Here is a 3,579-nt window from a genome sequence, read left to right on the forward strand (position 1 = left end):
ACGGGGCTGATGTGCTGCACGGAGGTGCGGGGGATGATCTGTTGTATGATCGGGGCGATGATTTCGTTGACTATCTGAATGGTGGCGCAGGCGATGACATTTTGATGGGTGGCAACGGGGATATTCTGAATGGCGGGTCAGGGGCTGACACATTTTCCTTGATCACGAATGCCCATCCGGTCATCGAAGATTTTGACCCCGCAAACGATTTCATCGAATTGACGTATCAGGGGCCAGCCCCCGCCTTATCGACAACCCTGACTGATGCCGGTCTGATCTTGCAGGCCGATGGCGTCGCCATTGCGACATTTATCAACCAGACAACGCTGGAACTGGGACAGGTCGCGCTGATTGCAGCATAAAACCCTTTTCTTTTATCCCAATTCACCCTAAACGCACGCATCTACGCGGGATTCCCCTGCATGGATCCTCCACGGGCCCTTCTGGACGACATCCCGGATTGCGCCATTCACCCTTTAGACAAGGAGACCCCGATGTCGATTACTGCTGAAGAAAAAGCACGGCTGATGAAAGAATTCGCAACCAAGGAAGGCGACACCGGTTCGCCCGAAGTTCAGGTTGCCATCCTGTCATCGCGCATCGCGACCCTGACCGAGCATTTCAAGATCCACAAGAAAGACAACCACGGTCGCCGTGGCCTTTTGAAAATGGTCGCCCAGCGCCGCAAGCTGCTGGACTATGCCCGCGCCAAGGACGAAGCCCGCTATCAGGATCTGATCAAACGTCTGGGCCTGCGTCGCTAAACCGACACGCCCGAACAGATGACCAAAGCGCCCGCCTTTCGGTGGGCGTTTTTTATCATGCACACAGCAGCCCATTTTCAACCAGCCCTGCACCGTATGGCAGATTGATCAACAGGCCGTTTGAATCCTTGGCGCGTGCGGAAAAACGGCGGTTGCCTGGCGATTTGATTTGGCCAAAGCAAGTCTTTTCCAACGCCAATGGCCAAGTTAGGGCCACGACCCAGAAAAGCGCCGCCAGCGCACTGCCCTCGTGCAATACGAAGAAGCACTGAAGCCAAACCAAGATGTTTTGTTTTCCAAGGTCCGGCTGGCTTTCACCGTCAGACCAAAAAGACATACGCGTGCCCCATGACGGACTCGAACCGCCGACCTTGTCCTTACGAAGGACCTGCTCTACCAGCTGAGCTAATGGGGCTACGCGTTGTGTCCTCTAAACGGTCGGCGCCCCTCGTGCAAGGCAGAATCAGAACGAGATTTCGCCGTCGCCGTGGTAATCTCAGCAATTTTCAGTTTCATGCGGGGTGACTGCCGGCACGCGACGCCAGATTGCAGAACGACAGCGCGTCACGCTATGATCGCGGGATTTCCTTGGGCCGCATCAGACGTTTCTGCGCAGCAATACGGAACGGGGCGTTGGGGCCGCCATAGCCGGTATAGGCGCCTTGCCGCTGCACGATTTCAAAAAACATGCCGCCTGCAAAAGGGCGCGAATAGAACTGGAAGAACGCGCCGTTGTCGTCTTCATCGGAAAGAATGTTGGCGGCCTTCGACCGGTTGAGCGTTTCCGGCGCGATGTCAAACCACGCGGCAAGATCGGCAAAGGCTGGAAACCGCGACCGGCAAGCGCATCGGCGGTGGCAAGATCGACCTCCAGCGCCGGTTCAATGCGGCGCACATCATCCATCAGCGCAACAAGTGAACGATAGCCACCTTGCACAATCGCGTTGGGCCGCCCAAAGCGTCTTTGCGCGCACAGAGCGATGCAGAGCTTTGCCCCAGAGTCGTCGCGCGTTGGGAAGCCAGCGGCAAGCGCTATGGGGCCGTGAAGGTCTGGTTCGATGGGGCAGAAAATGGTGTTTACGCCGCACGCGGCAAAGTCGTTCGTCTGACGAAATATATTGAAAAAAAGGCGTTACCAGAGGCAGAGGCAAGAAGACCACGTATCGCGATCCGGCGCTGCCGTGTCCTGAATACAAGGTAAACCGGGAGTTCAAGGCACCGGCGCCCAACATGCTATGGGTACCTTGCTCATCTACCGTTTTCGTCGAGAATATCAGATCTTCTGTGTAACTGGGATTTGGTCCATGCTTGCCGAGAGGAGCAAGGACGATGACAATTTCCAAGGAACTGCTGGACGAGTTTCTGAAGGGCTGCGAGCGGCCTGAGGATCTGCTTGCTGTGCTGCGTGCTAAACTACGTTAACGCATTCGATATCAATCCCGGTTGCGCTCGCCCAAGTATCGGGCGAGGACAAATGCTGCCGTGAACGCAATCTGAGAGGCAAAATCGGTTTCGCCGGTAGCAGGTGCCGCCGGTTGAGAGACCGGCGGGTCGGTCAGGGTCTTTTTCGTAAAACGATTTCTGGCGATGACCAGAAGGACCGCAGCCAGAATTATTAATCCGAGGCCGATCAAGAGGGACGCCCAAGCTTGCCCTACCGCAAGACTAAGCGTGATATACGCCCAGGCCGTCAGGAACGCGACTCCTGCGGCTCCGGTCAGTCCCCCAGCCAGAGCAAGCACGGTCGGCAGCAGCAAGCGTCGCGCGTCCTTTCGGACGCTGCGACAAATGCTGTGCACGATGTCATCGACAATACCCATCACCGCCGCGACAGGGCGCCAACCAAAAAACCAGCGCCCGCGGCGAGGGCAATTGTCATAAAAGGGTGCGCTGCAACAGACTCCTCCAGTTGCGCCTCTGCAGAGCGGCCCTTGCTTTCCGCATAATGCTTCGCCTCGTCAAAGCCCTCCGCGATGTCTGCGGCCATGCGGCTGCCGCGCCGTCCCGCGATCCCGCTGACAGTCTCAGTGAGGCGCGACATGTCCTCCCGAAGGGCGACCAATTGACGACTGACCGCCTCGATATCGGTTGCGGCGTTGGGTTGCTGGTTCGTTTTGCTATCAGGTGACATTTTGATTTCCTTTGGTTGTTAGAGATTGTGGTGTTGAGCCGTCGGACTTGGTGTCCGAGAGTGGCTTGGATGGATCGCGCATCATTTTTTGGCCGAAACCCGGACTACCTTTGCCGCCTGCTCGGTGGCTGCTCCGGAGAAAACCTCGTCAGATGCATCGGCATCGGCCTTGGTCTTTTGAACCAGCTGGTCCTCGTGATGCGGCGGCCCGTAAAGGGTGTAAAGCTTGAGCGCCTTATGGCCCGTGCAGATCACATTGTGATGCGCGCCCGCGGGCACTACGATGCCGTCTCCAGCCTTGACCTTGTGCGTCATGCCGTCGATCACGACCATTCCCTTGCCCTCTTCGATGCGAAAGAACTGGTCCGTGTCAGCGTGTATCTCGCCACCAATTTCCGTTCCAGGCTCGAGCGACATCAGAACCAGTTGCAGCTTGTTCCCAGAATAAAGAACGCGCCGGAAGTCTGTGTTTTCTTCCGTCAGTTCTTCGATATTCGCAACATATCCGATCATGGTGCCTCTCCGTTCATTTCATCGTCTGACTCGAAGACATGATCATGTGTGCCTCAGATAAATCTTCACCGCACTGATCGGTGTTAGCAGCATGATGCGTTTCACTTCGCTGCACCCTTGATCCGAGGCGTGCCGTTCGAAGCGCTTCTGGCAGACAAGGCATTTGATGCG

At 56.6% G+C, this 3,579-nt stretch carries 4 protein-coding genes, 1 tRNA gene and 1 pseudogene; 2 read left to right on the top strand and 4 right to left on the bottom strand.

Annotated features, from left to right (window positions below; all coding sequences use genetic code 11):
* Together IBX59_RS14845 and rpsO are read left to right on the top strand one after the other, a co-directional pair.
* Nucleotides 1–362 (top strand): annotated as a pseudogene (locus tag IBX59_RS14845) (calcium-binding protein); the annotation flags it as partial.
* Between the two features lie 132 nt (nucleotides 363–494).
* Complete coding sequence (gene rpsO, locus IBX59_RS14850) at nucleotides 495–764, top strand: 30S ribosomal protein S15 (RefSeq protein WP_296376956.1); 270 nt, start codon at nucleotides 495–497, stop codon at nucleotides 762–764.
* Between the two features lie 342 nt (nucleotides 765–1,106).
* On the opposite strand, the gene IBX59_RS14855 is transcribed toward rpsO, so the two are convergent.
* The 4 genes from IBX59_RS14855 to IBX59_RS14875 form a co-directional block, all read right to left on the bottom strand.
* Nucleotides 1,107–1,179: transfer RNA gene (locus IBX59_RS14855), tRNA-Thr, on the bottom strand.
* 1,018 nt (nucleotides 1,180–2,197) lie between these two features.
* A complete protein-coding gene (locus IBX59_RS14865) occupies nucleotides 2,198–2,584 on the bottom strand; it encodes a phage holin family protein (protein WP_296376958.1) in 387 nt (128 codons plus the stop codon).
* On the bottom strand, nucleotides 2,584–2,895 hold the full coding sequence (locus IBX59_RS14870) for a YqjD family protein (protein ID WP_296376960.1): 312 nt from the start codon (nucleotides 2,893–2,895) through the stop codon (nucleotides 2,584–2,586). The genes IBX59_RS14865 and IBX59_RS14870 overlap by 1 nt, the downstream gene beginning before the upstream one ends.
* A gap of 81 nt (nucleotides 2,896–2,976) precedes the next feature.
* On the bottom strand, nucleotides 2,977–3,408 hold the full coding sequence (locus IBX59_RS14875; RefSeq protein WP_296376962.1) for a cupin domain-containing protein: 432 nt from the start codon (nucleotides 3,406–3,408) through the stop codon (nucleotides 2,977–2,979).
* Nucleotides 3,409–3,579: the final 171 nt, after the last annotated feature.

This window comes from Yoonia sp., assembly GCF_014859355.1.
Taxonomy (GTDB): Bacteria; Pseudomonadota; Alphaproteobacteria; order Rhodobacterales; family Rhodobacteraceae; genus Yoonia.

What these genes read in the sequence shown, in the direction of transcription:
- rpsO (WP_296376956.1), top strand. Translation starts at nt 495, where the DNA reads ATGTCGATTACTGCTGAAGAAAAAGCACGGCTGATGAAAGAATTCGCA.
- IBX59_RS14865 (WP_296376958.1), bottom strand. Translation starts at nt 2,584, where the DNA reads ATGGGTATTGTCGATGACATCGTGCACAGCATTTGTCGCAGCGTCCGA.
- IBX59_RS14870 (WP_296376960.1), bottom strand. Translation starts at nt 2,895, where the DNA reads ATGTCACCTGATAGCAAAACGAACCAGCAACCCAACGCCGCAACCGAT.
- IBX59_RS14875 (WP_296376962.1), bottom strand. Translation starts at nt 3,408, where the DNA reads ATGATCGGATATGTTGCGAATATCGAAGAACTGACGGAAGAAAACACA.